Genomic DNA, 25,284 nt, shown 5'->3' with positions numbered 1-25,284 from the left:
GACCATTCGTGTGGATTATCACCAAACGACGGTGGCGGGACCATGGCCTCATTTCCACCACGGAGCCGTCCCATGCGTGCCATCCAGCTTTCCGCCTTCGGCCTGGACCATCTCGACCCGGTTGACCTGCCCACACCGCGCCCCGGCCCGCACGACGTGCTGGTGCGGATGGAAGCGGCCTCGCTCAACTTCCGCGACCACATGCTGGTCAATGGCGACCTCTACCGCGGCGTGCCGCTGCCGATCGTGCCGGTGTCCGACGGGGCCGGCACGGTGCAGGAAGTGGGCGGGGCGGTGACCCGCTTCAAGCCTGGCGACCGCGTCACCACGTTCTACAAGTCGCGCTGGATCGCCGGCGCCATGCGGCCGGAGTGGGAGGGCGCCGAGATCGGCGGTCCCCATCCCGGAGTGATGCGCGAGTTCGCCTGCTTCGACCAGTACTCGCTGGCGCGTGCGCCGGCACACCTCACCAGCGTGCAATCAGCCACGTTGCCGATCGCCGCGCTCACTGCCTGGCAGGCGCTGGAGCTGGCTCGCATCACCGCCGGGCAGACCGTGCTGTTGCTGGGCACCGGTGGCGTGTCGCTGTTCGCGCTGCAGTTCGCCAAGTTGCGCGGCGCCCACGCGATCGTGCTGTCCTCCAGCGACGCCAAGCTCGAACGCGCCAAGGCGCTGGGCGCCGACGTCGGCATCAATTACGCGAAGCATCCGCAGTGGGGGCCGCTGGTGCGCGAGGCCAGCGGCGGCACCGGCGTGGAGCTGGTGGTGGAGACGATCGGCGCGGCCACGCTCGCGCAATCGCTGGAGGCGGTGCGCATGCACGGCATGATCGCCGTGCTGGGCTGGATCGGCGGCAGCGAGGCTGCGTTGCCGCTGACTCCGGTGGTGCTCAAGCGCGTGCGCGTGCAGGGCATCTCGGTGGCGTCACTGGAAGCGCACGAGCAGATGGTCGCCGCCATCGACGCCACCGGCCTGGAACCGGTGGTCGACCACGTCTACGGCTTCGGTCAGCTACGCGAGGCGTTCGAGCAACTCGTCGCCGGCCGGCATTTCGGCAAGCTAGCGGTCGACTTCAGCGCCTGAAGCGACGCCGGGCCGGGCACGGCAAGATCAGCGCGGGCGCAGGCGCAGGCGGAGATCCGCGCCGAGCATGCGCTGGTCGACCACCTGCAATTGCCAGCGCGAGGCCATGTCGGTCAGCGGCGGCAACCGCAGCAGCGGCCGCGCGCTGTCGCCCAGCAGCAGGGGCGCCACGTAGAGCAGCAGTTCGTCGACCAGGCCGGCCGCGAACAGCGCGCCGCACAGGGTCGGGCCGGCTTCGACGTGCACTTCGTTGCAGTCGCGTCCGGCCAGCAGCGCGAGCACAGCCTGCAGGTCGAGCAGGTTGTCCCGTGTCGCCATGGCCATGCGTTCAACCCGCGCGAAGCGATCGTCCGCGCAGGATGCCGCAGCGCCGTGCAGGACGAGCGTCGGCGCCGTGCCATCCAGCACCTGGCGGCCGGCGGGTATGCGCAGCTGGCGGTCCAGCAGCACGCGCAGCGGTGGTGTGAACTCCTCGTCCTCCGGCAGCCGCACGGTGAGTCGCGGATCGTCGGCGAGCACGGTGCCGCTGCCGCTGAGGATCGCCGAACTGCGCGCGCGCCAGCGTTGCACGTCCACGCGCGCCGCTTCGCCGGTGATCCACTTCGACTCGCCGTTGGCCAGTGCGGTGCGCCCGTCCAGGCTCATCGCCAGCTTCACCCGCACCCAGGGACGGCCGCGCTCGATCCGGCTGAAGAAGCCGATGTTGAGTTCACGCGCGGCCTCGCGCATCAGTCCGGATTCGACCGTGATCCCGGCGGCGCGCAGCTTGCCGATGCCGCGTCCGTCGACTTGCGGAAACGGGTCTTCCGCTGCGATCACCACCCGCGCCACGCCGGCAGCGATCAGCGCATCCGAACATGGCGGCGTGCGCCCCTGGTGTGCGCACGGTTCCAGCGTCACGTAGGCGGTGGCGCCGCGCGCACGCCCAGCGGCCTCGCGCAGCGCGTATACCTCGGCATGCGGCTCGCCGGCGCGTCGATGAAAGCCGGTGCCGACGACCGCATCGCCATGCGCAATCACGCAGCCCACGCGCGGATTCGGCTGGGCGGTATACAGCCCGCGCTCGGCGAGGCGCAGCGCGTGCGCCATGTGTTCGTGGTCAGTGCCGGAAAATGTCATGCCGTCATTGTAGGAGCCCGCTCGCGGGCGATGCCTTGGGGTCGGGGTCGGGATCAGGACTCGGGATTCGCAAAAAGCCTTAAAGCATCGCCCGCGAGCGGGCTCCTACGGTTTGCGCTTGCCGCCGCCGAGCAGGGGCAGCTGCAGATCGGACAGGCCAGGCAGGTCGCGTTCCAGCTTCTCGATCTCTTCGCGGAACGCGTGCACGTCCTCGAACTTGCGATAGACGGAGGCGAAGCGCACGTAGGCGACCTGGTCCAGGTTCTTCAGCTCGCGCATCACCAGCTCGCCGACCTGGCGCGAGGGCACTTCGCGCTCGCCGCTGCGGCGCAGGTCGTTGACGATCGTCCGCACTGCGGCATCCACGTCGTGGCTGGCCACCGGACGCTTCTGCAACGCGCGCTCGAAACTCACGCGCAGCTTGCGCTCGTCGAAGGTCTCGCGCCGCTCGCCGCTCTTCACCACCGTCGGCAACTTCAGTTCCGCCGTCTCGAAGGTGTTGAAGCGTTCGCCGCATTGCGGGCATTCGCGCCGACGACGCACGGTCGAGCCGTCCTCGGTCAGGCGCGAATCGATCACGCGGGTGTCTTCGTGCTGGCAGAAAGGGCAATGCATGGTCAGCAAGTGTCGGCCATCGCCTGCACGAAAGCACGTACCGGGGGTGGCACCCGTCCCTGCAAGGCACCGCGCTCAGGCTGGAACAAGGTGGCGACGAAAAATGGATGGTCGTCCAGTTCGATGCCGCGAACATCGTCCGCATCGTCCACGGCACAGACCCGCAGCGGACCGTTCGCAAGCACCTTCCGGAAATCGGGACTCAAGCCGTAGCTGCAGTGATAGCCCTCGGTGATCGTCTCGACGCCATAGGCCAGCGCCAGCCGGGAGCCCTCGACCAGGTGCACGGCATCGGTCACCTCGACCAGCGAGCACAGCAGCGGCACGATCACCTGGTGCCCGGCTTGCGGCGCCGTCTCGGCATGTTCGGCGTCGGCCCAGCCGATCACGTTGCGCGCATATTCGAGCACGGCATGCTGGAAACCGCCGCAGGTGCCCAGGAACGGGACGTGCCGCTCGCGCGCCACGCGGATCGCCGCGAGCGCGCCTTCGGTGCTGCGATACGGACTGGCCGGAACGCACCAGAGTCCATCGAACTCCGCCAGCGCGGCGCCGTCGCCGACCTGGTCGGTCGGTATCCAAACCGGCTCGACCGTCACGCCGCAGGCATCGGCCGCCATCTCCAGCGCCAACGGAATGGCGCGATGGGCAACCACCTCGTCGTCGCGGTCGCCTACCAGCCCGACCTGCAGGGAGTACATGCCGGTCTCAGCCGTAGACCGGGAACTTCTTGCACTGCGCGGTTACCGCATCCCGCACGCGGGCGATCACCGCCTCGTCGTTCGGTGCATCCAGCACGTCGCAGATCCAGTTCGTCAGTTCGATCACGTCCGCCTCGCCGTAGCCGCGGGTGGTGACCGCCGGCGAACCGATGCGCAGGCCGGAGGTGACGAAGGGCTTGCGCGGGTCGTTCGGCACGGCGTTCTTGTTGACGGTGATGTGCGCCTTGCCCAGCGCCGCTTCCGCATCCTTGCCGGTGACGTCGCGGCCGATCATGTCGACCAGCATCAGGTGGTTCTCGGTGCCGCCGGAGACGATCTTGTAGCCGCGTTCGATGAAGGTCCTCGCCATCGCCTTGGCGTTCTTCACCACCTGCGCCTGGTAGGTCTTGAACGCGGGCTCCAGCGCCTCCTTGAACGCCACCGCCTTGGCCGCGATCACGTGCATCAGCGGGCCGCCCTGGATGCCGGGGAACACGATCGACTGCAGCTTCTTCTCGATCTCCTCGCCGGCGCCCTTGGCCACGATGATGCCGCCCCGCGGGCCGCGCAGGGTCTTGTGCGTGGTGGAAGTGACCACGTGCGCGTGCGGCAGCGGGCTCGGATACACGCCGGCGGCGACCAGGCCGGCGACGTGGGCCATGTCGACGAAGAACAGCGCGCCGACCGAATCGGCAATCTTGCGCATGCGTGCCCAGTCGACCACCTGAGAGTAGGCGCTGAAGCCGCCGACCAGCATCTTCGGCTGGTGTTCGGTGGCCAGGCGCTGCAGTTCGTCATAGTCGATCAGACCGTTGCCGTCGACACCGTACTGCACCGCGTTGAACAGCTTGCCGCTGATGTTGACCTTGGCGCCGTGGGTCAGATGGCCGCCATGCGCCAGCGACATGCCCAGGATGGTGTCGCCGGGCGAAAGCAGCGCCAGGTACACCGCCTGGTTCGCCTGCGAGCCGGAATGCGGCTGCACGTTGGCGTAGTCGCAGTCGAACAGCTGCTTGAGCCGCTCGATCGCCAGCTTCTCGGCCACGTCCACGTACTCGCAACCGCCGTAATAGCGCTTGCCGGGATAGCCCTCGGCGTACTTGTTGGTGAGCTTGGAGCCCTGCGCTTCCATCACCCGCGGGCTGGCGTAGTTTTCCGAGGCGATCAGCTCGACGTGGTCTTCCTGGCGCTGGCCTTCATGGGCGATGGCCTGGGCCAGTTCGTCGTCGTAACCGGCAATCGTGCAGTCCTTGGGGAACATTCTGGCCTCGTGAAATGGCGGGTGGGCAAGTCGGAAAGTGTAGCCCCGGCCGGCATTTCCGGCCACCGACGCGCCGTTGGCCCGGTGCGGGATGAATATTTGAATGACAGATATTGAAATTTGTCATTCAAATATCTACTATTCCCACTCCCACGAACAGGCACACCCCATGAAACACCGCACCCTGGGCCGCAGCGGCCCGCCGGTTTCCGCCCTCGGCCTCGGCTGCATGGGGATGTCCGACTTCTACGGCAGCACCGACCGCAGCGAAAGCATCGCCACCGTGCATGCCGCGCTGGACGCCGGCGTCACCCTGCTCGACACCGGCGATTTCTACGGCATGGGCCACAACGAGATGCTGCTCGGCGAGGCCCTGGCCGGCCGCCCGCGCGACAGCTACCAGCTCAGCGTGAAGTTCGGCGCCCAGCGCGGGCCGGACGGCGCGTGGCTCGGCTACGACGCGCGGCCGGCGGCGGTGAAGACGGCGCTGGCGTATTCGCTCAAGCGCCTGCGCACCGACTACATCGACGTCTATCGCCCCGCGCGGCTCGATCCGAACGTGCCGATCGAGGATACCGTGGGTGCCGTCGCCGAGCTGGTGCAGGCCGGCTACGTGCGGCATCTCGGCCTGTCCGAAGTCGGCGCGGAAACCATTCGCCGTGCCCATGCCGTGCTGCCGGTGGCCGATCTGCAGATCGAGTACTCGCTGATCTCGCGCGGCATCGAGCAGGCGATCCTGCCGGCATGCCGCGAGCTGGGCATTGCCGTCACCGCCTACGGGGTGTTGTCGCGCGGGCTGATCAGCGGGCACTGGGCGAAGGATCGCGGCACCGACGCGCGCGACTTCCGCCAGCACAGCCCGCGCTTCCAGGGCGACAACCTCGAACACAACCTGCAGCTGGTCGACGTGCTGCGCGGCCTGGCCGAGGCACGCGGCTGCAGCGTGGCGCAACTGGCGATCGCCTGGGTGCTGGCGCGCGGCGACGACATCGTGCCACTGGTCGGCTCGCGCACCCGCCTGCGGCTGGCCGAGGCGCTGGGTGCGTTGGACGTCACGCTGGATGCCGACGACCTCGCCGTGATCGAGCGCGCCGTGCCACCGGATGCCGCCGCGGGCGATCGCTACGCCGCCGCCCAGATGGCCATGCTCGACAGCGAACGTTGAACCACCTTCCCCACCGACGAGGAGAACCGACATGTACGCCATCATGGGCATCACCGGCCAGGTCGGCAGCGCCACCGCGAAGTACCTGCTGGAGCGCGGCCAGCGCGTGCGCGGCATCGTGCGCAACAAAGGCAGGGCCGCGGCGCAGGCCGCACGCGGCGCCGAACTCGTCGTCGCCGACTGGTCGGATGCCGAGGCACTGGCTGCTGCATTCACCGGCGTCGAAGGCGTGTTCGTGATGCTGCCGGCCAACTTCGCGCCCAGCGCCGACTTCGCCGAGCCGCGCGCCCTGATCGATACGCTGACCGCCGCCTTGCGCAAGGCACAGCCGCCGAAGATCGTGGCGCTGTCGTCGATCGGCGCCCAGCAGGAGCGCGACCTGGGCCTGATCACCCAACTGCATCTGCTGGAACAGGCGCTGGACGCGCTGCCGATCCCGCGCGCCCACGTGCGCGCCGCCTGGTTCATGGAAAACCTGCGCTGGGATGTGTCGCTGGCGCAATGCGAGGGCCGGCTTGCCAGCTACCTGCAGCCGCTCGATCGCCCGATACCGATGGTTTCCACCGACGACGTCGGCCGCACCGTCGCCAACACGCTCGAAGAAACCTGGTTCGGTCGCCGCGTGATCGAAGTGGAGGGGCCGCGACGCTACAGTCCGCTCGACATGGCGCAGTCGCTGGCCGCCGTGTTGGAGCACGACGTGGAGACGATCGCGATACCCCGCGAGCAATGGGCGGCCCGCTTCGTGGACGAAGGCATGCCGGCCGATCGCACCGCACCGCGCATCGCCATGCTGGACGGCTTCAACAGCGGCTGGATCGGTTTCGAGAAGCGCTCGACGGAACACGTGTGCGGCCGCATCCCGCTGGGTTACGTGGCGGACGAACTCGTCTGCGCCACGTTCGATGTGCTTGAATCGGCGGCATGAACGACTCCGTACTCACGCCCGAACGCATCCTCGCCGCCGCCGAGGATGTCCTGCGCCGCTATGGTCCCGGCAAGGCCACCGTGGTCGACGTGGCGCAGGCACTCGGGGTCAGCCACGGCAGCGTGTACCGGCATTTCGCCAGCAAGGCGGCGCTGCGCGACGCGGTCCTGCGCGGCTGGCTGGCACGGTCGATGGCGCCGCTGCAGGCGATCGCCACCAGCCGCACGCCGCCGCCGGCGCGCCTGCGCCAGTGGTTCTCCGCCCTGCGCCAGACCAAGCGCGACAACGTGCTGGGCGATCCCGAGCTGTTCGCCACCTACAGCGCGCTGGCGGCGGAAGCGGGCGAGGCCATCGCTGAGCACAAGGGGCGCATGCAGCAGCAGATCGCCTCGATCCTTGCCGCCGGCGTGGCCAGCGGCGACTTCCGCCAGCTCGATCCGGCCGCCGCCGCACGGGCCCTGTTCGACGCCACGGCGCGCTTCCACTACCCGGGCTTCTCGCACCTGTGGGACCAACCCGGCGAGGATGCCGCGTTCTCGCAGCTGCTCGACCTGTTGCTGGCCGGCCTGGCCCCGGCACCCGCCGCGCCACGGCGGCGCAAGCCGGCGCGCTGAGCGGCGTAACGCCGGCGCAAGCCGCTATAATGCGTGGTTTGTCGAATTCCCTCCCCGTGCCGGTGCTCCCGGCGGCGGGGCGCTCGCCTTCGGAGGTTGCATGAGCTCGCAGTACATCTACACCATGAACGGGGTCAGCAAGATCGTCCCGCCGAAGCGCCAGATCATCAAGGACATCTCGCTCAGCTTCTTCCCCGGCGCCAAGATCGGCCTGCTCGGCGTCAACGGCGCGGGCAAGTCCACCGTGCTGAAGATCATGGCTGGCGTGGATACCGACTTCCAGGGCGAGGCGCGTGCGCAGCCGGGCACCAAGATCGGCTACCTGGCGCAGGAGCCGAATCTGGATCCGGAAAAGACCGTGCGCGAAGTGGTCGAGGAAGGCGTGGCCGAAATCCTCGATGCGCAGAAGCGGCTGGAGGAGGTCTACGCCGCCTACGCCGAGGATGGCGCCGACTTCGACGCCTTGGCCAAGGAGCAGGAAAAACTCGAAAACATCCTGGCCGCGAACGACGCGCATGCGCTGGAGCGCCAGCTGGAAGTGGCGGCCGACGCGCTGCGCCTGCCGCCGTGGGACGCGAAGATCGGCCCGCTGTCCGGCGGCGAGAAGCGCCGCGTGGCGCTGTGCCGCCTGCTGCTGTCCAAGCCGGACATGCTGCTGCTGGACGAACCGACCAACCACCTGGACGCCGAGTCGGTGGACTGGCTGGAGAAGTTCCTGCACGACTACCCCGGCACCGTGGTGGCGGTCACCCATGATCGCTATTTCCTCGACAACGCCGCCGAGTGGATCCTCGAACTCGACCGCGGCCGCGGCATTCCGTGGAAGGGCAACTACACCGAATGGCTGGAGCAGAAGGATGCCCGCCTGAAGCAGGAAGCGAACCAGGAGAAGTCGCGCCAGAAGGCGATCGCGAAGGAACTGGAATGGGTGCGTTCGGCCGCCAAGGGCCGCCAGTCCAAGGGCAAGGCCCGTCTGGCCCGCTTCGAGGAGCTGAACTCGGTCGATTACCAGCGCCGCAACGAGACCAACGAGATCTTCATCCCGCCGGGCGAGCGCCTGGGTCAGGAGGTGATCGAGTTCAAGCACGTCACCAAGTCGTTCGGCGACCGCGTGCTGATCGAGGACCTGTCGTTCAAGATCCCGCCGGGCGCCATCGTCGGCGTGATCGGCCCGAACGGCGCCGGCAAGTCCACCCTGATGAAGATGATCATGGGCAAGGAGACGCCGGACTCGGGCGAAGTGAAGCTGGGCCACACCACCAAGCTCGCCTACGTCGACCAGTCGCGCGACGCGCTCGATCCGAAGAACAACGTGTGGCAGGAGGTGTCCGGCGGCTCGGACATCCTCACCATCGGCAACTTCGAGATCCAGTCGCGCGCCTACATCGGCCGCTTCAACTTCAAGGGCACCGACCAGCAGAAGATCGTCGGCAGCCTGTCCGGCGGCGAGCGCGGCCGCCTGCACATGGCCAAGACCCTGCTGCAGGGCGGCAACGTGCTGCTGCTCGACGAACCGTCCAACGACCTGGACGTGGAAACCCTGCGTGCACTGGAAGACGCGCTGCTGGAATTCCCCGGCTCCGCGATCGTGATTTCGCATGACCGCTGGTTCCTCGACCGCATCGCCACCCACATCATCGCCTTCGAGGGCGACTCGCACGTGGAGTTCTTCCCCGGCAACTACAACGAGTACGAGGCCGACAAGAAGCGTCGCCTGGGCGACGAGGGCGCGCGGCCGCACCGGGTGAAGTACAAGAAGCTGGCCTGAGTACAGCTCTTTGCGTTTGCCTCCTCTCCCCTCCGGGGAGAGGATCGAGGTGAGGGGCCACGGCTGGCTTCGATCTGCCAAAAGAACAGCACCAACATCCAGCGACCACGCAAGATTGTCCCCTCGCCCCAACCCTCTCCCCGGAGGGGAGAGAGGGTGAGGAGGCGACGAGGGAACTCCGATGCACTTCATGCAATCTTTGCAGCAGGCCTGGGTTCGCCACGACTCGCTGGTCTGTGTCGGCCTCGATCCGGAACCGGCGAAATTCCCTGTGCAGCTGCGCGACGCGCCCGACGCGGTGTTCGCGTTCTGCGCCGCCATCGTCGACGCCACCGCCGACCTGGTCTGCGCGTTCAAGCCGCAGATCGCGCACTTCGCCGCGCTGCGCGCCGAGGAAACGCTGGAACGGCTGATCGCGCACATCCACGCGGAACATCCCGGCGTGCCGGTGATCCTCGACGCCAAGCGCGGCGACATCGGCAGCACGGCGCAGCACTACGCCAGCGAAGCGTTCGAGCGCTACCGGGCCGACGCGGTGACGCTGAACCCGTACCTCGGCCGCGACTCGATCCAGCCGTTCCTCGACCGCGCCGACAAGGGCGTGATCCTGCTCTGCCGCACATCCAACCCCGGCGGCGCGGACTTCCAGGCGCTGGATTGCGGCGGCCAGCCGCTGTACCTGCGCGTGGCCGAAACCATCACCCGCGACTGGAACGCGAACGGCAACTGCGCGCTGGTCACCGGCGCCACCTGGCCGGACGAACTGGGCAAGGTGCGCGCCGTGGTCGGCGACATGCCCTTGCTGGTGCCCGGCATCGGCGCCCAGGGCGGCGACGTGCATGCCGTGCTCCAACATGGCGCCACCGCCGACGGCACCGGCCTGATGATCAGCTCCTCGCGGGCGATCCTCTACGCGGGCAACGACGAGAGTTTCGCCGACGCCGCGCGCGCCGCCACGCTTGCACTGCGCGACACGATCAACCGGCACCGGCGCGGCTGAACTCGCGCCGCGCCGGTCCCGCGCAAGTCAGATCTCCGCCGTCTTCTCCGCCTGCAACATCTTCGCCTTCAGATCCAGCGCATCGGCCGCATCCAGCAGCGCGCGCGAAGCTGCGCACTTCGGCGGGGCGCAGTGCGTACCAGTTGCCGCCCTTGTCGGCCTCGCCCGCGTTGCGCCCCGAACGGGACACGCAGTGCGGCCGGAAAATCACCATGCCGGTCAGCGATTCCGAACTGATGTCCGCGGAAACGATCTGCATGTGTGTCTCGTCTTCTTTCTTCACCGAACCTCTCCCGGACGGATGGCCGTCTCCCGGACACCTTGCGCCGCCGGGCATTCAGGGACCGTTGGCTGCCCCGCCGTCGCGTCGCTCACCGATGGTCTTGCATGCGCGGCGCTTCATCACCGCCTTCCCCCTTGCCGAGCCAGAGCAGTGACGACCGCCCCGTCACGCCGCTGGATCAACCTGGCGGTTCGAGAGTCCAGCGCGCCGCCACGAAGTCGATGAAGGCCCGCGTGCGTGCCGGCAGTTGTCGCGTCGGCGACCAGACCATGTGCACCGCCTGGCCCGGCAATTGCCAGTCATCGAGCACGGTTTCCAGCCGGCCCTGGTCGAGCAGGCCGCGCACCTGCCACAGTGCGGCGGTGCCGATGCCGAGCCCGGCCACGACGGCCGCATTGCAGGCAGCCGCGTTGTCGGCGCTGAAGCGGCCACACACCTCCACCGATTGCCGCCGGTTGCCGCGCCGATAGCTCCAGCGGCGCGCGTCTTCGGCCGAGCGGCGCACGATGCACTGGTGGCGACGCAGGTCTGCCGGTGTCTGCGGGCGGCCATGGCGGGCGAAATAGCCGGGCGCGCCCACCGTCACCACGCGCAACATGCCAAGCTGGCGCGCGTGCAGACGGCTGTCCGGCAACGGGCCCATCCGCACCGCCGCATCCAGTTTCTCGCGCTGCAGGTCGGCGCGATGGTCGGCCACCACCAGCTCCACGGCGACGTCCGGATAGCGCTCCATGAAGGCCGCCACCACCGGCACCAGGTGCGGCGCGCTGAACTGGGTGGAACCGCCGATGCGCAGCGTGCCGTCGATGCGCGCGCCGTGCCTGGCCAACTCGCTGCGCGCCAACTCGATGTCGGCCAGCGCGGTCTTCAGCCGCGCATGGAACGCCAGCCCCGCCGCGCTGGGCTGCGCTCGCCGCGTGGTGCGCTGGATCAGCTCCACGCCCAGTTCATGCTCCAGCGCCGCCAGCGACCGGCTCACCGCCTGCAGCGAGCGCTGCAGGTAGCGCGCGGCGGCGCTCAGGTTGCCCTGCTCCACCACGGCGATGAAGACCCGGTAATCGTCCAGGCTGGCCATGACATTCTCCCTTGCAGCGTGATAGTCCTTCCATGCTAACGCCTATTCTCCCAGACGGATCCGGGGCAAAGAATGACGCCCCCACTCCCCGGCCCACCCGGAGGCCCCCATGCCAACGCAACTCCCGACCGTGATCGACGGCAACGAAACCGGCCTCGATCCCGACTCGCCGCTGGCCGCCCTGAGCGCCTTCTACCGCGCCTTCAACAGCTGCGACATCGAGGCGATGGCGCGCAGCTGGCACCACGGCGACGACGTGTCGATGAGCAATCCGCTCGGCGGCATCGCACGCGGCTGGCCGGCGATCCGCGCGGTGTACCAGCGCATTTTCGAAGGCAAGGCGCGGGTGCGCGTGAAGTTCCACGACTACACCTTGCATCGGATCGGGCCGGGCGACGCCGGTGACATGTTCTACGCCGTGGGCCGCGAGCGCGGCACGCTGGAACGCGAGGGCCTGCGGCTGGAGCCGGCGATCCGCACCAGCCGCCTGTTTCGCCACATCGGCGGCGCCTGGCGCCAGGTGCACCACCACGGCTCGTTCGACGACCCGGTCCAGCTCGCCGCCTACCGGGAGGCTGTGCAATGAGCACGGCGGACGCCCCGCTCGCGCCGGTGCCAGTGCGCCTGTTCGCGCTGGCCACCGGGGTGATCGTGGTCAGCCTGTACCTGCCGCAGCCGCTGGTGGGGCTGATCGCCGCTTCGCTGAGCCTGACGCCGGCCGAAGCCGGTCTGGTCAGCACGCTGATCCTGGCCGGTTATGCCGCGGGCCTGTTCCTGCTGGTACCGCTGTGCGACCTGGTCGAGAACCGCCGGCTAATCCTGGCCACGCTGGCGACCAACGCCGCGGCGCTCGCGATCGCAGCCTGTCCGATCGCGCCGGCGGGGTTCCTTGCCATCAGTTTCGTGATCGGCGTGACCACCTGCTCGATCCAGATGCTGGTGCCGCTGGCGGCAGCGATGACGGTGGAAGCGCAGCGCGGCCGCGTGATCGGCAACATCATGAGCGGGCTGTTGCTGGGCGGGATGCTGTCGCGCCCACTGGCCAGCCTGGTCGCCGAGCACTTCGGCTGGCGCGCCGGCTATGCCCTGCTCGCCATCGCCATCGTGCTGCTCGACGCGGCGCTGGCGCGGCGGCTGCCGCGTCGGCGGCCACCGGCGACGGTGCCGTATCGCGCCCTGGTCGGCTCGCTGGCCATGCTGTGGCGCGCGGAGCCGGTGTTGCGTCGTCGGGCGCTGTCGGCGGCGTCGAGCTTCGCCGCGTTCAGTGCGTTCTGGAGCCTAGTCGCGCTGCCGCTGTCCGCATCGCCGTTCGGCTTCGGCGCCGTCGGCATCGCGGTGTTCGCGCTGGCCGGCGTCAGTGGCGCGATCAGCGCGCCGATCGCCGGCCGGCTCGGTGACGCCGGCAAATCGCGGATCGCCCTGCGCCTCGCCCATCTCACCCTGATCGCGTCGATGCTGCTGGCCGGCGTCGCCGACAATGCGTGGGCCACCGCGGCGCTGCCGCGCGGCGTGCTGATCGCCGTGATGGGACTCGCCGCGATCCTGCTCGACGCCGGCACCATCGCCGACCAGGCGCTGGGTCGTCGCGCGGTCAACCTGTTGCAGGGAGAGGCCCGCGGTCGCATCAACGGCTTGTACACCGGCGTATTTTTTCTCGGCGGCGCGCTCGGCTCGGCCGTGGCCGGCGTGGCGTGGGCGCACGCCGGCTGGACGGGCGTGTGCGCCGTGGGTATCTGCGGCGGATCGATGGCGCTCGCACTCGACCGGCGTGGTGACGCAACCCGCGCCGCCACGCCCCAGCCCGTGCGGGCCTGTGATTGATCGCGTGCCATGCCGGCCGAACCGATGCCGCGACTCAACCCTTGTCGGCCCCGCTGGCCAGTTCGAAACCTTCATCGATCCAGCCGGTGATGCCACCGGCCATCAGCTTCACCGGCCGGCCCAGCCGCGCCAGACGCACCGCGGCGCGTGCCGCGCCGTTGCAATGCGGGCCGGCACAATACACCACGAACAGGGTCGACGCCGGGTACTTCGCCAGGCGCGATTCGATGAGCTTTCCGTGCGGGATGTTCACCGCGCCGGGAACGTGTCCGCGCTCGTACAACGCAGGGCTGCGCGCATCGATCAGCACGAAACCGGGACTCTCCTGCTGCAGGGCATCGTGCGTGTCCCAGCAGTCGGTCTCGAAAGCGAACGTGGCCTCGAAATGCTGCAGCGCCAGCGCGGACGGCGCGGCGGGAATCTGGGTGACGGCGTTCGACATGGCGGCTTCCGGGGTGGACGGGAGCCACATTGTCGAAGCGCGGCGAGCCGCGCACAATTGGCGGAAACGACACGATTCGATCAAATCATGCCAACACGGCGCACCACCCGCAAAGCACCCAACCCGCTGGTCGCCGCGCTGGTCTACGACGGCCTGTGCGGCTTCGAATTCGCCTGTGCCGCCGAGGTGTTCGGGCTGCCGCGACCAGAGCTGAGGTCACCCTGGTATCGCTTCGAAACCTGCGCCGCCGAACGCGGCCCCTTGCGCGGCGCGCACGGCATGCGGATGGTGGCTGACGCCGGACTGGAGCGTTTGGTCGAGGCCGGCACCATCATCATCCCCGGCTGGAAGGGCATCGACGCACCGGTACCCGCGCGGGTGCTGGACGCGCTGCGCGAAGCGCATGCGCGCGGCGCGCGGCTGCTGTCGATCTGTTCCGGTGCGTTCGTGCTGGCGGCCACCGGCCTGCTCGATGGCCGGCGCGCCGCCACCCACTGGCGCTACGCCGAGACGCTGCAACGCAAGTATCCGCGCATCGCGGTCGACCCGGCGGTGCTGTACGTCGACGAGGGTCAGTTGCTCACCTCTGCCGGCAGCGCGGCCGGGCTGGACCTGTGCCTGCATCTGGTGCGCCGCGACCACGGCCCGGACATCGCCAACCAGGTCGCGCGGCGGCTGGTGATCCCGCCACATCGCGACGGCGGCCAGGCGCAATTCGTCGAACGGCCGGTAGCGAAGCGCGAAGCCGACCCCCTGTCGAGGGTGATGGACACCATGCTGCGACGACTGGCGCGCCCCCAGCCGATCGCCGAGCTGGCCGCGCTGGCGGCGATGAGCGAACGCAGCTTCATGCGCCACTTCAGGCAGGCCACCGGCACCAGTCCGGTGCATTGGCTGATCGGCGCGCGGGTGGATCGTGCGCGCGAATTGCTGGAAAGCTCGACGCTCTCCATCGACGCGATTGCCGGGCAGTGCGGCTTCGGCAGCGCGATCACGCTGCGCCATCATTTCCGGCGCAAGCTGGCGATCAGCCCGGCGGCTTATCGATCGCGCTTCGCGCAGACACGCCGCGGCTGAGCGGTCGCGGGCACCGCCCCGCGCGGCTTCAGCGCACGTGCACCCAGTACACCCGGGTGCCGTTGGCGCGATCCTCCGCGCGGTGGCCTGCGCGGCCTTCCACCACCGTGCCCCAATTGGAACGCAGCGAGCCCAGCACGATGCGGTCGATGCGCAGCTTTTCGCCGACCTGGATCGAGAAGTTCGCCTCGATCACCATCACGCCCTCGCGCTCGAACACCAGGGTGGCGCCGCGCACCGCGCCGGCACCCCAGCCGATGTGCAGTTCGCACGGTACCGGGGAGAACACGCCGCGGTTGTCGAGACTCCAGCCGTCGGTCTTGTCCAGCAGCGATTGCAGCTGCGGGTCGTTCCAGTCGACCGTGTGTCCCGAGGGACGCTTGGGATGGTGGTTCATGGACGGCACCCCCCATGCGCGGGGGCGGCCGGGGAGACGAGGCTCCCCGGCCGATCGGTGCCGCCAGACGGGTTGCGCAAGCGTGGGCTCATGGCCTCTTAACGGCAGGCCGGGCCGCCACTTGAGCGTCGTGTTCAGGCTTCCGCGGGCGGGCGGTCGGGAAACAGCACCTCGGTGTAGCCGAACTTGCTGAAGTCGGTGATCCGCGAGGGGTACAGCCGGCCGATCAGGTGGTCGCACTCGTGCTGCACCACCCGCGCGTGGAAGCCCTGGGCGGTGCGCGCGATGCGGGCGCCACTCGGGTCGACGCCCTCGTAGCGGATCAGCGAGAAGCGGCTCACCGCGCCGCTCAGGCCCGGCACCGACAAACAACCCTCCCAGCCGACCTCCATGTCCTGCGACAGCGGCGTGATCACCGGGTTGAGGAGGACCGTGCGCGGCACCTCGGGGGCGTCGGGATAGCGATCGGAATGATCGAAACCGAAGATGACCAGCTGCAGGTTCACGCCGATCTGCGGTGCCGCCAGGCCCACGCCATCGGCGGCGTGCATCGTTTCGAACATGTCGGCGACCAGGGTGTCCAGCTCCTCGCTGCCGAACATCGCCGCCGGTACCGGCGGCGCGATGCGCAGCAGCCGGGGGTCGCCCATCTTGAGAATCTCGTGGATCATGCCTGCCTCGTCCTCGCCATGCCGGCCATCCTGCCTGCGTCCGCGTGAACGCGGCATGTGCCAGCGGGAGTCCTCTCCCGTCAGTGCCCGAACACCTTCTTCAGCAGATCGGTGGTGCGCGCGGCGGGGTTGGTGCGGATCGACTGCTCCTGCGCGGCGATCTCGGTGAACAGGCCATCGAGGGTCCGGGCGGTGACGTAGTCGTCCAGGTCCAGCGCGCTGCCACCTTGCGCCGACTTGCCCTCGCCCAGCGCGCCCAGCAGGCCGCCCAGCGCGCCACCGCTGCTGCCGGAGGTGAACGCCTTGTACTTCTGGGTGACGCCCACGCTGTCGGTGGCGTTGGCCACGATCGGGTGGATGCGCGCGGTCAGCGCGTCGCCGGCCACGCGGCGAAAGTAGTCGGTGGCCGCGTGGTCGCCGCCGGTGAGGATGCCGCGCGCGTCGCTCAGCGTCATCTTGCGGATCGCGTCGCCGAAGATCTCCGCCACCTGCGGCACCGCCTTCTCCGCGGCGCGGTTCATGCTCTGCTCGAACGCATCCACCTTCGCCCCCTGGCCCAGCTGGCGCGCCAGCTTGCCGGCCTGTTCGAGCTTGCCCGGCAGCGGGATGCGCACCTTGGGGTTGTTCCAGAAGCCGCCGTCGCGGCCCAGGCTGTTGATCGCGCTGGTGGTGCCCTTGGCCAGCGCCTCCTTGAGTCCCGCGGCGATGTCGCTGCTCGGCAGCTGGCTGGCGTCGGAGGAGGTGGCGTGGCTGGACTGCTTGAGCTTGTTCAGCAGGTCCTTGAACTGGCCGGTGGCACTGGCCGGCACGCTCACGGCCAGCGCGAGGACAGCCAGCAAACCGCAATGGGCCCAGGTGCGCATGACGAACTCCGTGCAGTGGACAGGGCAGCCAGTGTAGCGCCGCGACGCACCCCCTGGCCGGTCCGGACGGCCAGCGCCATTCGACCAAAGGCTAGTGCCTGCGGGCCCCATGCGGGATTGACCCCCGCCGCCGGCGGGACGATTCTTGCGTTATTGCCGAGGAGAACCGTCATGCAAATGGCCATGCGCAAGCCCGGTGTCGCCAGCAAACTGGTCTGGATCGCCGTCGCCATCATCGGTGCAGTCTGCCTCGGCGTGGTGGCGCTCAGACGGGGCGAACCGGTCAACGCGATCTGGCTGGTGGCCGCGGCCATCGCGGTGTTCTCGATCGGCTTCCGCTTCTACGGCAAGTTCGTCGAGCACTCGGTATTGCGGCTGGATCCCACCCGCGCACCGCCCTCGGTGCTGCGCAACGACGGGCTCGACTACGTACCCACCGACAAGTGGGTGGTATTCGGCCACCACTTCGCCGCGATTGCCGGCGCCGGCCCGCTGGTCGGCCCGGTACTGGCCGCGCAGATGGGCTACCTGCCCGGCACGCTGTGGATCCTGTTCGGCGTGGTGTTTGCCGGCGCGGTGCAGGATTTCATGATCCTCGGCCTGTCGCTGCGCCGCGACGCCCGCTCGCTCGGCCACATGCTGCGCGAGGAGCTCGGCCCGATGCCCGGCCTGGTGGCGATGATCGGCGTGCTGGTGCTGATGATGATCGTGCTGGCGGTGCTGGCGCTGGTGGTGGTCAAGGCGCTGACGCACAGCCCGTGGGGCACGTTCACCGTGGCCTGCACCATCCCGATCGCGTTCCTGATGGGCGGCTACATGCGCTGGTTCCGGCCGGGACGCATTCTCGAAGTGTCGATCATCGGCCTGATCCTGCTGCTGCTCTCGATCTGGGCCGGCAAGTTCGTGGCCGACTCGGCCACGCTGGCGCCGCTGTTCGACATGGATGCCAAGACGCTGGCCTGGTGGCTGATCGGCTACGGCTTCGTCGCCTCGGTACTGCCGGTGTGGCTGCTGCTGGCGCCGCGCGATTACCTTTCCACCTTCCTCAAGATCGGCACCATCGCGCTGCTGGCGCTGGCCATCCTGATCACCGCGCCCGACCTGCAGATGCCGGCGGTGACGCGTTTCATCGACGGTACCGGCCCGGTGTTCGCCGGCGACCTGTTCCCGTTCCTGTTCATCACCATCGCCTGCGGCGCGGTGTCGGGCTGGCACTCGATCATCGCCTCGGGCACCACGCCCAAGCTGCTGGCCAACGAGGGCCAGGCGCGCATGGTCGGCTACGGCGGCATGCTGATGGAGGCGTTCGTGGCGATCATGGCGCTGATCGCCGCCGCCTACCTGCACCCGGGCGTGTACTTCGCGATGAACTCGCCGAGCGCAATCATCGGCAGTACCGTGCAGGACGCGGCCACCACGATCAGCCAGTGGGGCTTCGTGGTGACGCCGGATCAATTGCTGCAGACCGCGAAAGACATTGGCGAGAACAGCATTCTCAGCCGTGCCGGCGGCGCCCCCACGCTGGCCGTGGGCATGGCACAACTGCTGCACAACATCATGCCCTCCGGCGGCCTGACGGCGTTCTGGTACCACTACGCGATCCTGTTCGAGGCGCTGTTCATCCTCACCACGGTGGACGCCGGCACGCGCGTGGGCCGCTTCATGATCCAGGAGATCGCCGGCCTGATCCACAAGCCGCTGCAGGAAACCGACTCGTGGGCCGGCAACCTGCTGGCGACCGCGATCTGCGTGTTCATCTGGGGCTACTTCCTGTACCAGGGTGCGGTCGACCCGCTGGGCGGCATCAACACCTTGTGGCCGCTGTTCGGCATCGCCAACCAGATGCTGGCCGCGATCGCGCTGATGCTGGCTACCGTGGTGGTGGTGAAACTCAAGCGCGAGCGCTACGTTTGGGTGCCCGGCATCCCGGCGCTGTGGCTGATCATCTGCACGCTCACCGCCGGCTACCAGAAGCTGGTCGGCCCGATCAGCTTCACCGCCGCGGCCAACAAGTACGCCGACGCCATGCAGCAGGGCCGGTTGCTGGCGCCGGCCAAGACCACCACCGCCATGCAGCAGATCGTCACCAACAACTACGTCGACATGGCCCTCACCGGCCTGTTCATGGCGCTGGTCGTGGTGATGGTGCTGTTCTGCCTGCGCTCGCTGGTCAAGGCCTGGCGTACCAACCATCCCACCGCCCACGAAGAGCCGTACGTGGCGCTGAGCAGCGTGGCCGGCTGAGATGAACGCGACGTTCCAGTCCATGCGCAAGTGGGCGGTGCAGACCGCCCGCCTGTGCTGCGGCATTCCCGACTACGACGGTTACGTGAAGCACCTGCGCGAACACCATCCCGAACGCAAGGTGCCGAGCTACGGCGAGTTCTTCCGCGAGCGCCAGGAAGCGCGCTACAAGGGCGGCGGCGGGCGCTGCTGCTGAGCGTCCACGCCGCACCGCGTGCCAGCTTCAGGGTTTGCGCGCCACGACGATCTGGCTGATCGGCATGAACTCGTCCAGTTGCTGCTTGAGCTGCCCACCCTGCGGCATGTCCAGCAGCGCCTGCCAGGCCGCGGTCCAGTGATCGAGTACCGGGTGCGCGGGGTCGTGCAGCTCCACCCGGCAACCCCAGAACAGCGCCCACCACATCGACCAGAAAAAGCCGTGCTGGGTGTGCTCCACCACCACCAGGCCGGCCTCGCCGATCCATTGCGCGAACTCGTCGCGTCCGATCACCCGCAGTGCGCCGCCGGGCAGCTCGCGGTACTCCGGCGGCAACACCTTTTCCTGCAACGTCTCCTGCAACGCGCCGGGCACGCTGAGCAGGTAGATGGCGCCGGGCGCGCCGACACGGAACAGCTCGGCCAGCACCTGGCGCGGATCGTCGACGTGCTGCAACACCTCGGTGCAGATCACCCGCGTGGCGATGCCGTCGTCCAGCGGCAGCGGGTTCGCATCGCTGACCAGGGTGGTGTGCGTGCCGCGGCCCTCGACGCTCAGTCGGGCGCGCACCTCGCGGATCACCTGCGGCTCGCGGTCGATGGCGTAGACACGGGCGCCGTGACGCGCGCAGAACACGCTGTTGACGCCGGCGCCGCAGCCGACATCCACCACCACGTCGCCGGGACCGATCGGCACGCCGCGAAACAGCTCACCGCTGTCCTCTCGATACCAGCCGCCGAGTTTCGCGTCGCGCAGGCCGACAGCCGACGGGCCATGCGGTGCGGGTTCGTCCGCGGCAGCGGAATGCTCGACGGGAAGGGACATGGCTGGCCTCGGTAGTGGGTAAAACGAAGAGTGAGGCGCGCACACCGACCTCCACGAAAGATCCCGGTGCGCCAGCCGACCCGCGCAGGTTTGGCACCGCAGTCCCGGCCCCTGTTACGACTCGCGTCAGCGGAACAGGACTCCGGGCGTATCGAACGATGCCGCCCTGCGCTGGATCAACTCCATCTTGATAACCCGTTCCAGGTCGTCCGCGAACCCGCGCATGGCACTTTCGCCGCCGAAGGAGGCGGTCATGGCGTTTCTACGGGTGCCTGGCCCACCGGCCAGCGCTTTCGCCACAACGACGCTTCCGACATACGCGTTGAACTCCTGCTCGAGCCAGCGGCACACGATCGCCGTTTCCTTGGCCTGGATATAGTCATTGGCGACGTCAATGCGCGCCGATGATCGCCCGGACCATTTCGGCGACGGCGGATACAGCCCCTCGACCGCGGCGCTCCCCGGGCGCGCCATGCTCGTCGCAGTTCGGCGGTCGCCCCTGGCTTGCCGGTTGACCCAGGCGCCGGGCGCCGTGTCGTTGGCGGTGTTCGTCTCCCCTCTCCAGGCCGGGTCGTCCAGACGGGACGGATGGACGAACGCACGCTGGAAAGTGAAGTGCTTGCCATGTGCCGTTGGCGTCGGGGCCTGGTACTCCGTACCCATCAGGTCGAGCATCATCAGTCCCATCATCCAGGCACGGGCATTGCGCATCGGCTCGGCGATGAACATGACTGCAGAAAGCAGCGGCAAGGCCGAGATGGTGTCAGCTGCACCAGCCGTCTGCGGGGCCGAGGCCTTCTGCGGAGCCTTGCGTTTCGACTCGTCGGGGTTCATGTCGACGGTCCAGCGCGTGCCCTTCGCCTGGAGTCCACCGCCGGTTCTGGGAGCGGTGCCCTTGAGCACACCCCGCAGGGACGCTGCGACCCGCTGCGACCAGACCACGCCTTCCATGCCGGAAACCGTGTTGCCTTCGTGTATGAACTTGCCGAACTCGCGATAGCTCGCGCCGTCAGCCCGATTCCAGATGGTGCCGGCGCGAGCGTCGGTACCCGAATAGCCGACGTCGCACATGTAACACCCGTCGGCGAAACCGCCATGGCTTCCGTCCTTGATCTTGCGGATCAGGCGACCGGCGATGGAAAAATACAGGTCCTGCGAACGTCGGCTCGCCGCAGCTTGCCAAGCACCGGCGTAACTGCCGTACCCACCAAGGACGTAAGGATCAGCTTGGGAGCCGCTCCCCGGAGGCGCGCTGGCACCGGCCTGCACGGCACGCGCGGCCGCATCCACCCACTCCAGCAGCGTCGAACCGGGAATGTACAGGCTGTGCTGTTGCCGGCGCCCGGTGCTCCAGTCGGCCAGGTAGTCCACGTCGATAGCAAGATGATCGAACATCCGTTTGTCTCCCTTTTGTCGTTCTGATCGGCGCCGGCAAGCCAGCTCCGGAATTCGCATGGACTGCTCGGGTCAGAGCGGCGTGGCCCCCGGAGCACCTGGCCATTTGCCCGTTCGCGTCGTGCGGAGTCGGGGCCGCCATGTTTCCCCGATGCGGCAGCCATCCACGACCGCCGCCCACCATTCACGACCCACACCGACTTGCGCCCTCTCACTGCAGCACATGCCAAGCCCGACCAGAAAAAACGACAGGCCGACCCGCGACGCCGCATGACCTCGGCAAGTGACCGACCCCCATTCGGGGTGGGCAACCGCTACAGGTTTGGATGATCCTGGTCAGCTGTCAAGATCGCACAAAGCTCCATTTCCGCGAACTCGTGCCATCACGCACAGGCGGCACCACGCCTGATCGGCGAAAATGGCCGCTTCCCATGTCCTCTCCGCCCATGCCCAACTCCGAATCCGCCGACGCAGCCCCTCCCGCGGCGACCATGCCTGGCCAGCACCATCCCGGCCTGCGCGTCATCGCGATCTACGAGATCATCAAGACCAGCTGCCTGTTGCTGGTGGCGCTGGCGGCGTTCCACTTCTACCGGCAGCAGAATTTCGAGCAACTGGTGCACTGGCTGGAGCATCTGTCGCTGGCCGACAGCAACGGCCTGCGCTGGAAGCTGGTGGAGCTGCTGCACCAGCTCGGCCCCGGCAAGTTCGAGGCGGTGGGACTGGTGGCCCTCGGCTATGCGGTGCTGTTCGGCATCGAGGGCGTCGGCCTGTGGCTGGGCAAGCACTGGGCGGAATGGTTCACCGTGATCGCCACCGGCTCGCTGATCCCGCTGGAACTCTACGAGACGCTGTACCACTTCGGCTGGATCAAGCTGGCCACCGCTATCGGCAACGTGGCCATCATCGTCTACCTGGTGCGTATCGCGCTGCAGCCGCGCGTCGTTCCGCCCGCCAGGGAGCGTCATCACACCTCGTGATGCACCGCCTCAGCCGGCAACTCGCCGCGCCGCGGGATCAGTTCGACCAGGTACATCGCCGCCAGCACGAGGCCGCCGCCGGCGAGCATGCGCCAGGTCAGCGCATCGACGCCGAGCAGCACCGCGAAGGCAGCGGCGAACACCGGCTCGGTCGTCATCACGATGGCCGCGCGCGCGGCAGGCAGGTGCGATTGCGCCCAGGTCTGCATCACCATCGCGCCGGCGCCGGCGATCAGCGCCATGTACAGCACGACGAACCACGCGCCGGGATCGGGCGGCAACATCGGACCGTGCGGCAAGGTGGCCAGCGAGCAGACCACGGCGATCGCCACCATCTGCACGGCCGACAGACCGAACGCCTCGCCGTGGTGCGACCACTGGCCCAGCAGCACGATGTGCAGCGCGTAGCACGCCGCCGACGCCAGGGTCAGCCACACGCCCAGGTTGATCTCGACACCGTCGAGGGTGAGCAAGGCCAGGCCTGCAGTAGCCACGGCGATGGCCAGCCACACGCTGGCTGCGACGCGCTGGCGCAACACCAGCAGCGCCAGGATCGGAGTGAACACCACGTACATGCCGGTGGCGAATCCGCTGACGCTGGGCGAGATCAGCGCCAGCCCCCAGGTCTGCACCAGCTGGCCGATGCCGTAGATCAGGCCGAGCAGCAGGCCGCGCCGGATCTGCACCGCACCGAGTCGCCACACATGCCCCCCGAACAGGACCAGCATCGCCAGCGCCGCCACGACGAAACGCACGGCCAGGAAATCCGCCACCGGCATGCGGCCGAGCACGTTCTTGATCAGCACGAAGGTCGAGCCCCACACCGCCGTCATCGCGATCAGGCCGAGGGTGGCCAGGGTGGCAAGAGTGCGGGAAGTCATGGGCGAGGAGTGAGTGGAGAGGAGTTTGGAGTGAGAAGACGGCAACGGCGCGCAGAGACGATATTGCCTCTGGCCTCCCTCACTTGCTTCTCGTTTTCAGCCGCCACCACTGGCCGGGGATCTGCAGCACGAAGTGCGTCCAGATGCCCAGCCACACCGCTGCCGACACGAACGGGTTGCGCGCGGCGGGATCGTGCTGGCGAAACCAGCGCCACATGCCGCGGTGCTTGTGCCGGCTGACGAACACCGGGCGATGGCGGCTGGAGCTGCCCTTGCCGTGGGCCACGCGCACGTCGCCGGCGAGCAACACCTGGTAGCCGATGTCGCGCACGCGGCGGCACAGGTCCAGATCCTCGCAATGCAGGAAGTATTTCTCGTCGAAGCCGCCGAGGCGCTCGAACATCTCGCGGGTCAGCAGCATCAGCGCACCGGAAACCGCCTCGCACTCGATCAGTTCGGCGGGAATCTCGCCGCCGACTTCCACCGTTTCGCCCGGCCGGCCGAGCAGCGTGTTGAGCGACCGACGCAACAGCGGATCGCGCCGTCGTGAGGCAGGGTCGGGCCGGCCCTCGGCGTCGCACACTACCGCGCCGATCAGGCCGGCCTTCGGATGCGCGGCCTGCACCGCCAGCAACCGCTTGAGGTCGTCCTCGCCGATCAGGCAATCGGGGTTGAGGATCAGCAGCGCACGGCCGCCGGCCTGCCTCGCGCCCAGGTTCACCGCCGGGCCGAAGCCGATGTTGCGATGGCTGTAGATCAGCTTGAGCCGCTCATCGTGCTCGTACGCACGCGCGATCGCGGGCGGCACGCCATCGCGCGAAGCGTTGTCGACCAGGATCAATTCCAGCGGCAGCCGGCAGGCAAGCACCTGGCGCACGCAATCGCGCAGATCCGGGCCGCTGTCGGCCGCCACCACGATCACGCTGAGCGTCGGCCCGGATGGAGACGAAGGGAAGGCAGGCATGTTCACCGCGCGAAGTATGCGCGGAGACGCGCGACACGTGAACCACTCCGCCGCACTTGCAGGAGCCCGCTCGCGGGCGATGCCTTTGAGTCGTAATCGGGAAGCGGGAATCGGGAAGGCAAAAGCATCGCCCGAGAGCGGGCTCCTACGTGCGGGGGCGCGTTCGCGGAGGCTCGTCGGCGTCCTGGCCCAGCACGGCGGCCAGCGCCAGCGGCACGGTGCCTTCGCGGCGGGTGAGCCAGGGTTGCTCGCGGTACCAGCCGCACAGTTGCCAGTTGCGCAGCCGGTGCCGCCGGTCGCGCTGGCGATCCCACAGCAGCACGCCGCGCTTGCCGCTGCATGCGGCAAACCAGCGTCCCCCGGGGCTGAAGGCGATGCGGATGACGCCGTCCCGCGCATCGACGCGCGTGCCGTCGTCGAAACGGCAGCCGCCCGGCTCACAGTGCACGGCGCCGCCCAGCGGATCGGGCAGTTCGCCACGCGCTTCATGCCACTGCGGCGGCAGCAGTTCGATGATTTCGGCCGGCGGGCCGATCGGTGCATGGGCGAGTTCGGGCCATTCCGCGGCGGGTGGACCGGGGGGCGCACGGCGCAGGTCGCGGTCGAGCCAGGCTTCCAGCCCGGCCAGCAAGGTGTAGCCGACCAGCGCTCCCAGCAGGGCCGCGCCCCAGGCGAAGGCGTCGCTACCGAGCGCGCGCTGCAGGGCAAACAGCCAACCCGGCAGGCCCCAGCGCAGCGCGTGGCGGATCAGCCCGGCATGCGGCGCGGAAAGCCGTTGCTGCAAGAGCAGGACCGCGGCGGCGAGCGCCAGCAGGACCGGCAGGCCCAGCCACCACGGCAGCAGCGCCAGCAGCAACACCCACAACGCGGCGTAGCCGACGAACATCCACGCGGGGCGACGCCGGGCCATCGCTCA

Annotated in this window: 27 protein-coding genes; 12 read left to right on the top strand and 15 right to left on the bottom strand. The window is 68.6% G+C overall.

The window, feature by feature from the left end; all coding sequences use genetic code 11:
* The first annotated feature begins 72 nt into the window (after positions 1-72).
* A complete protein-coding gene (locus tag B1991_RS06370; protein ID WP_136257881.1) occupies positions 73-1,083 on the top strand; it encodes a zinc-dependent alcohol dehydrogenase family protein in 1,011 nt (336 codons plus the stop codon).
* A 27-nt stretch (positions 1,084-1,110) separates the two neighbouring features.
* On the opposite strand, the gene ribD is transcribed toward B1991_RS06370, so the two are convergent.
* The 4 genes from ribD to glyA all read right to left on the bottom strand — a co-directional run bounded on the left by ribD (position 1,111) and on the right by glyA (position 4,779).
* Entirely contained in the window at positions 1,111-2,202 is a 1,092-nt protein-coding gene (ribD, locus tag B1991_RS06365) for a bifunctional diaminohydroxyphosphoribosylaminopyrimidine deaminase/5-amino-6-(5-phosphoribosylamino)uracil reductase RibD (RefSeq protein WP_168709591.1), read from the bottom strand.
* Positions 2,203-2,307: 105 nt separating this feature from the next.
* Positions 2,308-2,817: a transcriptional regulator NrdR gene (nrdR, locus tag B1991_RS06360; RefSeq protein WP_136257880.1), complete on the bottom strand. Its 510-nt coding sequence runs from the start codon at positions 2,815-2,817 to the stop codon at positions 2,308-2,310.
* A gap of 2 nt (positions 2,818-2,819) precedes the next feature.
* Positions 2,820-3,518 (bottom strand): CTP synthase C-terminal region-related (seleno)protein, encoded by a 699-nt coding sequence (locus B1991_RS06355; RefSeq protein WP_136257879.1) that lies wholly within the window; start codon positions 3,516-3,518, stop codon positions 2,820-2,822.
* A 7-nt stretch (positions 3,519-3,525) separates the two neighbouring features.
* Positions 3,526-4,779, bottom strand: coding sequence for a serine hydroxymethyltransferase (gene glyA, locus B1991_RS06350; RefSeq protein ID WP_136257878.1), 1,254 nt, complete (start codon positions 4,777-4,779; stop codon positions 3,526-3,528).
* A 169-nt stretch (positions 4,780-4,948) separates the two neighbouring features.
* Here glyA and B1991_RS06345 point away from each other — a divergent pair, with 169 nt between their 5' ends.
* The 5 genes from B1991_RS06345 to pyrF all read left to right on the top strand — a co-directional run bounded on the left by B1991_RS06345 (position 4,949) and on the right by pyrF (position 10,254).
* On the top strand, positions 4,949-5,944 hold the full coding sequence (locus B1991_RS06345) for an aldo/keto reductase (RefSeq protein ID WP_136257877.1): 996 nt from the start codon (positions 4,949-4,951) through the stop codon (positions 5,942-5,944).
* Between the two features lie 31 nt (positions 5,945-5,975).
* Complete coding sequence (locus tag B1991_RS06340) at positions 5,976-6,872, top strand: NmrA family NAD(P)-binding protein (protein ID WP_136257876.1); 897 nt, start codon at positions 5,976-5,978, stop codon at positions 6,870-6,872.
* A complete protein-coding gene (locus B1991_RS06335; protein WP_136257875.1) occupies positions 6,869-7,486 on the top strand; it encodes a TetR/AcrR family transcriptional regulator in 618 nt (205 codons plus the stop codon). The genes B1991_RS06340 and B1991_RS06335 overlap by 4 nt, the downstream gene beginning before the upstream one ends.
* 100 nt (positions 7,487-7,586) lie before the next feature.
* Positions 7,587-9,254 carry an energy-dependent translational throttle protein EttA gene (ettA, locus tag B1991_RS06330; protein ID WP_136257874.1) on the top strand — a complete coding sequence of 556 codons (1,668 nt, stop codon included), beginning with the start codon at positions 7,587-7,589 and terminating at the stop codon, positions 9,252-9,254.
* A gap of 181 nt (positions 9,255-9,435) precedes the next feature.
* A complete protein-coding gene (pyrF, locus tag B1991_RS06325) occupies positions 9,436-10,254 on the top strand; it encodes an orotidine-5'-phosphate decarboxylase (protein WP_136257873.1) in 819 nt (272 codons plus the stop codon).
* Here the strand turns inward: pyrF and B1991_RS06320 are convergent.
* Together B1991_RS06320 and B1991_RS06315 are read right to left on the bottom strand one after the other, a co-directional pair.
* On the bottom strand, positions 10,232-10,537 hold the full coding sequence (locus tag B1991_RS06320) for a hypothetical protein (RefSeq protein WP_246031074.1): 306 nt from the start codon (positions 10,535-10,537) through the stop codon (positions 10,232-10,234). The two genes, pyrF and B1991_RS06320, sit on opposite strands and share 23 nt — an antisense overlap.
* 178 nt (positions 10,538-10,715) lie before the next feature.
* Positions 10,716-11,612: a LysR family transcriptional regulator gene (locus tag B1991_RS06315; protein WP_136257872.1), complete on the bottom strand. Its 897-nt coding sequence runs from the start codon at positions 11,610-11,612 to the stop codon at positions 10,716-10,718.
* 109 nt (positions 11,613-11,721) lie between these two features.
* Between B1991_RS06315 and B1991_RS06310 the strand changes: the two genes are divergently transcribed.
* Positions 11,722-12,198: a YybH family protein gene (locus B1991_RS06310; protein WP_136257871.1), complete on the top strand. Its 477-nt coding sequence runs from the start codon at positions 11,722-11,724 to the stop codon at positions 12,196-12,198.
* Positions 12,195-13,433: an MFS transporter gene (locus B1991_RS06305; protein ID WP_136257870.1), complete on the top strand. Its 1,239-nt coding sequence runs from the start codon at positions 12,195-12,197 to the stop codon at positions 13,431-13,433. Before B1991_RS06310 ends, B1991_RS06305 begins: the two co-directional genes overlap by 4 nt.
* Before the next feature lie 34 nt (positions 13,434-13,467).
* On the opposite strand, the gene B1991_RS06300 is transcribed toward B1991_RS06305, so the two are convergent.
* The gene (locus tag B1991_RS06300; RefSeq protein ID WP_136257869.1) at positions 13,468-13,875 is read right to left on the bottom strand and encodes a rhodanese-like domain-containing protein; all 408 of its coding nucleotides are present in this window, start codon (positions 13,873-13,875) and stop codon (positions 13,468-13,470) included.
* A gap of 87 nt (positions 13,876-13,962) precedes the next feature.
* On the opposite strand from B1991_RS06300, the gene ftrA reads away from it, so the two are divergent.
* On the top strand, positions 13,963-14,952 hold the full coding sequence (gene ftrA, locus B1991_RS06295; RefSeq protein ID WP_136257868.1) for a transcriptional regulator FtrA: 990 nt from the start codon (positions 13,963-13,965) through the stop codon (positions 14,950-14,952).
* 28 nt (positions 14,953-14,980) lie between these two features.
* Here ftrA and B1991_RS06290 read toward each other — a convergent pair whose 3' ends face one another.
* The 3 genes from B1991_RS06290 to B1991_RS06280 form a co-directional block, all read right to left on the bottom strand.
* Complete coding sequence (locus tag B1991_RS06290) at positions 14,981-15,349, bottom strand: hypothetical protein (RefSeq protein WP_136257867.1); 369 nt, start codon at positions 15,347-15,349, stop codon at positions 14,981-14,983.
* Positions 15,350-15,483: 134 nt separating this feature from the next.
* Positions 15,484-16,020 (bottom strand): peptide deformylase, encoded by a 537-nt coding sequence (gene def, locus B1991_RS06285; RefSeq protein WP_136257866.1) that lies wholly within the window; start codon positions 16,018-16,020, stop codon positions 15,484-15,486.
* An 80-nt stretch (positions 16,021-16,100) separates the two neighbouring features.
* Entirely contained in the window at positions 16,101-16,883 is a 783-nt protein-coding gene (locus B1991_RS06280; protein ID WP_136257865.1) for a DUF4197 domain-containing protein, read from the bottom strand.
* 171 nt (positions 16,884-17,054) lie between these two features.
* On the opposite strand from B1991_RS06280, the gene B1991_RS06275 reads away from it, so the two are divergent.
* Entirely contained in the window at positions 17,055-19,127 is a 2,073-nt protein-coding gene (locus B1991_RS06275) for a carbon starvation CstA family protein (protein WP_136257864.1), read from the top strand.
* 1 nt (position 19,128) lies between these two features.
* Entirely contained in the window at positions 19,129-19,323 is a 195-nt protein-coding gene (locus B1991_RS06270) for a YbdD/YjiX family protein (protein WP_136257863.1), read from the top strand.
* A 27-nt stretch (positions 19,324-19,350) separates the two neighbouring features.
* On the opposite strand, the gene B1991_RS06265 is transcribed toward B1991_RS06270, so the two are convergent.
* On the bottom strand, positions 19,351-20,148 hold the full coding sequence (locus B1991_RS06265; RefSeq protein WP_136257862.1) for a class I SAM-dependent methyltransferase: 798 nt from the start codon (positions 20,146-20,148) through the stop codon (positions 19,351-19,353).
* Positions 20,149-20,274: 126 nt separating this feature from the next.
* A complete protein-coding gene (locus B1991_RS06260) occupies positions 20,275-21,543 on the bottom strand; it encodes a hypothetical protein (protein ID WP_136257861.1) in 1,269 nt (422 codons plus the stop codon).
* Between the two features lie 491 nt (positions 21,544-22,034).
* Between B1991_RS06260 and B1991_RS06255 the strand changes: the two genes are divergently transcribed.
* Positions 22,035-22,523, top strand: coding sequence for a DUF2127 domain-containing protein (locus tag B1991_RS06255; RefSeq protein WP_425466652.1), 489 nt, complete (start codon positions 22,035-22,037; stop codon positions 22,521-22,523).
* Here B1991_RS06255 and B1991_RS06250 read toward each other — a convergent pair.
* The 3 genes from B1991_RS06250 to B1991_RS06240 all read right to left on the bottom strand — a co-directional run bounded on the left by B1991_RS06250 (position 22,511) and on the right by B1991_RS06240 (position 25,278).
* Complete coding sequence (locus tag B1991_RS06250) at positions 22,511-23,404, bottom strand: DMT family transporter (protein WP_136257860.1); 894 nt, start codon at positions 23,402-23,404, stop codon at positions 22,511-22,513. The two genes, B1991_RS06255 and B1991_RS06250, sit on opposite strands and share 13 nt — an antisense overlap.
* Positions 23,405-23,483: 79 nt before the next feature.
* The gene (locus B1991_RS06245) at positions 23,484-24,368 is read right to left on the bottom strand and encodes a glycosyltransferase family 2 protein (RefSeq protein WP_136257859.1); all 885 of its coding nucleotides are present in this window, start codon (positions 24,366-24,368) and stop codon (positions 23,484-23,486) included.
* A gap of 145 nt (positions 24,369-24,513) precedes the next feature.
* Entirely contained in the window at positions 24,514-25,278 is a 765-nt protein-coding gene (locus B1991_RS06240) for a hypothetical protein (RefSeq protein WP_136257858.1), read from the bottom strand.
* Positions 25,279-25,284 lie beyond the last annotated feature (6 nt).

The sequence above is a fragment of the Rhodanobacter lindaniclasticus genome (assembly GCF_004799035.1).
Taxonomy (GTDB): domain Bacteria; phylum Pseudomonadota; class Gammaproteobacteria; order Xanthomonadales; family Rhodanobacteraceae; genus Rhodanobacter; species Rhodanobacter lindaniclasticus.
Note: the sequence above shows the minus strand (reverse complement) of the source record. Positions and strands in the feature narration are given on the sequence as shown.

Coding starts and splice junctions, on each gene's coding strand:
- B1991_RS06370 (WP_136257881.1), top strand. CDS start 73: ATGCGTGCCATCCAGCTTTCCGCCTTCGGCCTGGACCATCTCGACCCG.
- nrdR (WP_136257880.1), bottom strand. CDS start 2,817: ATGCATTGCCCTTTCTGCCAGCACGAAGACACCCGCGTGATCGATTCG.
- B1991_RS06355 (WP_136257879.1), bottom strand. CDS start 3,518: ATGTACTCCCTGCAGGTCGGGCTGGTAGGCGACCGCGACGACGAGGTG.
- B1991_RS06315 (WP_136257872.1), bottom strand. CDS start 11,612: ATGGCCAGCCTGGACGATTACCGGGTCTTCATCGCCGTGGTGGAGCAG.
- ribD (WP_168709591.1), bottom strand. CDS start 2,202: ATGACATTTTCCGGCACTGACCACGAACACATGGCGCACGCGCTGCGC.
- glyA (WP_136257878.1), bottom strand. CDS start 4,779: ATGTTCCCCAAGGACTGCACGATTGCCGGTTACGACGACGAACTGGCC.
- B1991_RS06290 (WP_136257867.1), bottom strand. CDS start 15,349: ATGAACCACCATCCCAAGCGTCCCTCGGGACACACGGTCGACTGGAAC.
- B1991_RS06280 (WP_136257865.1), bottom strand. CDS start 16,883: ATGCGCACCTGGGCCCATTGCGGTTTGCTGGCTGTCCTCGCGCTGGCC.
- B1991_RS06340 (WP_136257876.1), top strand. CDS start 5,976: ATGTACGCCATCATGGGCATCACCGGCCAGGTCGGCAGCGCCACCGCG.
- B1991_RS06275 (WP_136257864.1), top strand. CDS start 17,055: ATGCAAATGGCCATGCGCAAGCCCGGTGTCGCCAGCAAACTGGTCTGG.
- B1991_RS06335 (WP_136257875.1), top strand. CDS start 6,869: ATGAACGACTCCGTACTCACGCCCGAACGCATCCTCGCCGCCGCCGAG.
- B1991_RS06255 (WP_425466652.1), top strand. CDS start 22,035: ATGCCTGGCCAGCACCATCCCGGCCTGCGCGTCATCGCGATCTACGAG.
- def (WP_136257866.1), bottom strand. CDS start 16,020: ATGATCCACGAGATTCTCAAGATGGGCGACCCCCGGCTGCTGCGCATC.
- B1991_RS06265 (WP_136257862.1), bottom strand. CDS start 20,148: ATGTCCCTTCCCGTCGAGCATTCCGCTGCCGCGGACGAACCCGCACCG.
- B1991_RS06300 (WP_136257869.1), bottom strand. CDS start 13,875: ATGTCGAACGCCGTCACCCAGATTCCCGCCGCGCCGTCCGCGCTGGCG.
- ettA (WP_136257874.1), top strand. CDS start 7,587: ATGAGCTCGCAGTACATCTACACCATGAACGGGGTCAGCAAGATCGTC.
- B1991_RS06270 (WP_136257863.1), top strand. CDS start 19,129: ATGAACGCGACGTTCCAGTCCATGCGCAAGTGGGCGGTGCAGACCGCC.
- B1991_RS06345 (WP_136257877.1), top strand. CDS start 4,949: ATGAAACACCGCACCCTGGGCCGCAGCGGCCCGCCGGTTTCCGCCCTC.
- B1991_RS06305 (WP_136257870.1), top strand. CDS start 12,195: ATGAGCACGGCGGACGCCCCGCTCGCGCCGGTGCCAGTGCGCCTGTTC.
- B1991_RS06310 (WP_136257871.1), top strand. CDS start 11,722: ATGCCAACGCAACTCCCGACCGTGATCGACGGCAACGAAACCGGCCTC.
- ftrA (WP_136257868.1), top strand. CDS start 13,963: ATGCCAACACGGCGCACCACCCGCAAAGCACCCAACCCGCTGGTCGCC.
- pyrF (WP_136257873.1), top strand. CDS start 9,436: ATGCACTTCATGCAATCTTTGCAGCAGGCCTGGGTTCGCCACGACTCG.
- B1991_RS06245 (WP_136257859.1), bottom strand. CDS start 24,368: ATGCCTGCCTTCCCTTCGTCTCCATCCGGGCCGACGCTCAGCGTGATC.
- B1991_RS06260 (WP_136257861.1), bottom strand. CDS start 21,543: ATGTTCGATCATCTTGCTATCGACGTGGACTACCTGGCCGACTGGAGC.
- B1991_RS06250 (WP_136257860.1), bottom strand. CDS start 23,404: ATGACTTCCCGCACTCTTGCCACCCTGGCCACCCTCGGCCTGATCGCG.
- B1991_RS06240 (WP_136257858.1), bottom strand. CDS start 25,278: ATGGCCCGGCGTCGCCCCGCGTGGATGTTCGTCGGCTACGCCGCGTTG.